Genomic DNA, 2,410 nt, shown 5'->3' with positions numbered 1-2,410 from the left:
ACTGTGCCGCTTCCAGTTTGAATTCGGCACTAAATAGCCGTCTTGTACGTTTTGTCATAATGGCACCTATTAACTTATGAGGTGATGATATCACCTCTAACTAAGTGACCAAATTCACCATACCACTACAGTTGTCCATGCGAAAGTGTTGCATCTTCTGGTAACGGTACTCACATTGCTTTCAATGCGCCGAATCAAGATGCCGTTGACCAGTTTTATGCTACTGCATTGGAGCTTGGTGGTTCGTGTGCAGGCAAGCCAGGTTTGCGTCCTGAGTACGGTGAAACTTACTATGCGGCGTTTGTCCGAGATGTTGACGGAAACAAACTTGAAGCAGTCTTTATGTAGTTGAAACTACGCATATAACAAACGGCTCAAGAGGGATTGCCAACGCTTGGCGACTTTAGTGCAAAATTGAAGTTCAATTTTACAGTGTGTTTTTTGAGTTCGGTGATGCGTTGTCAACCCCTTAGCCGGGCGTTAGGCAAGGTGAGTTTTTATCAGCTAAATCGGGTTTGAATTGAACGGCGAATTCCATGTTCTCATGACTGGACTTAAACAATAAATCGTCATCACATATTTGTTGTTTCTTGATCGCGTTGGGTTGCTTAGCGCTGTAAATTCAGCGGCAAAATAACCTTCAGCATCCAAACGTCCGCCGAGCATGCTACGCTCGTCACTTTTCTTTCAAATCGCTCAATTTGAGTTTTTTGGTTTCTTTGCTGATTTGAACTTTTGGTTTATAAATGAATCGCTTAGTTGGTTTTCATTTTTCAAACAAGCCTTGTTCTTTGGTTTTGAAAGTATAGATTGTCAATCGGTTGGCCTAACAAACGGCTCAAGAGGGATTGCCAACGCGTGGCGGCTTTGGTTCAAAATTGAAGTTCAGTGTTTACGGTGTGTTTTTTGAGTTCGGCGGTGCGTTGTCAACCCCTTAGCCGGGCGTTATAAGCAAGTTGAAGTTTGGGCTCTATAGGAAAGTAAAAAATGGAAGTTGAATATTTTGTGAATCGCCCAATTACGCCAGAGCAGTTTGTGGATCTGCTCAATCAGACAACGCTTGGAGCTAGACGTCCAACCGATAATTACGAATGTATCAGTGGGATGTTGGAAAATGCGAATTTGCTTGTCTCAGCTTGGATTGGTGATCAGCTTGTCGGTATTGCTCGTTCAGTGACAGATTTTCATTACTGCTGCTACTTGTCGGATTTGGCTGTCTCGGAGCAGGTCCAATCGAAAGGTATTGGTAAAGAATTGATCCGACAGACTTTCGCTAGTCTTAAGAAAGGTTGTAAGTTGATTTTGTTATCAGCTCCACAAGCAACAGAATACTATCCAAAAATTGGTTTTAAGCAGCATAACAGCGCATGGCTAATGTCGGATTTAGAAGAGCTTCTGTAACGTTGGTATCTTGCTTATAACAAACGCCTCAAGAGGGACTGTCAACGCGCGGCGTTTCCAGTCCCATTGAGCCGCGGTGGTTTCGGTTGTTGTGTTTGAGTTTGGTTGTTATGCGTTGCCAGCCCCTTAGGCGGGCGTTAGCATTACAAGGAGGAATTGTGGGAATTTTATATGGTTATGTTGAACCTAAAGATATGCTTTATAAGTTAATGAGAGACGGGCGTAAGGCTCACTTTCCAGCAACACCTGAAGACATGTGTGACAATATCTTTAATTTTTGTATTACCGGGCACTCATTGAGAGATTGGTGCATTAAATACTTAGGGATTGACAGTGATAAGGAAGCTAAAAAGAAATTTCATGAAAAATGTAATGAAAATGAATACCTTAAGTATTGTCGAGATATAGCAAATGCTTCAAAGCATTTTGGTTTGAGCTCAGATCGTACGAGTACAGTTTCTAAAGTCAAATCTGAACAAACTTCTTATGTAAGTGTTGACCTATATGGTCGAAGAGTAGAGGGCTCAGAAACTCAGCAACAAACCGCAAAAGTTGTCTTGTCTGATGGTAAAGAGATCCACTTGATTATGTTCTTGCTTGGTGTGTTTAACGGACTGCAAGCGATTATGGATGACTATGGCATCCCATATGAGTCTAGCAAAGCCAATTCAGCATACTTTGCCGCGCAGTACCAATAATGCTAACAAAGCGTTCAAGACGGATTCCCAACGCACGGCATTTTCGGTTTGATTCAGCTTTAGCGTTTACGGTGTAATGGTTTAGGTCGGGTGGTCTGCGTTGCTCACCACTTAACGCGGCGTTATGCAACTCAGGTAAATTTAGGAGTTCAATCTTTTGTGATTTCTCCGGCCATTCGTTTTGTGTTGTCGGCAAATGAGCTTTTTTACCCTCAAATTCGTAGCTAACTCAAACCGTAAAACAGGCAAATTTCTTTGTTTGCCTCAATCAGTTTTGGCGCTGGCTTGTTGTCAAATCAACGTTTGCAAAC

General features: G+C 42.3%; 2 protein-coding genes and 1 pseudogene. All 3 read left to right on the top strand.

The window, feature by feature from the left end; all coding sequences use genetic code 11:
• Nucleotides 1-132 precede the first annotated feature (132 nt).
• Nucleotides 133-348, top strand: a pseudogene (locus tag AACQ21_RS06780) (VOC family protein); the annotation flags it as partial.
• 639 nt (nt 349-987) lie between these two features.
• A complete protein-coding gene (locus AACQ21_RS06775) occupies nt 988-1,401 on the top strand; it encodes a GNAT family N-acetyltransferase (RefSeq protein ID WP_000451540.1) in 414 nt (137 codons plus the stop codon).
• 158 nt (nt 1,402-1,559) lie between these two features.
• Nucleotides 1,560-2,099 (top strand): hypothetical protein, encoded by a 540-nt coding sequence (locus tag AACQ21_RS06770; protein WP_105976667.1) that lies wholly within the window; start codon nt 1,560-1,562, stop codon nt 2,097-2,099.
• Nucleotides 2,100-2,410: the final 311 nt, after the last annotated feature.

Origin of the sequence: Vibrio sp. V01_P9A10T6 (assembly GCF_963877065.1) — a bacterium.
In the GTDB taxonomy this organism is placed as follows: Bacteria; Pseudomonadota; Gammaproteobacteria; order Enterobacterales; family Vibrionaceae; genus Vibrio; species Vibrio anguillarum.
This window is presented reverse-complemented; position numbering and strand designations above follow the sequence as displayed.

Bases quoted from the DNA above. Each gene is read 5' to 3' on its own strand.
- AACQ21_RS06775 (WP_000451540.1), top strand. From the start codon at position 988: ATGGAAGTTGAATATTTTGTGAATCGCCCAATTACGCCAGAGCAGTTT.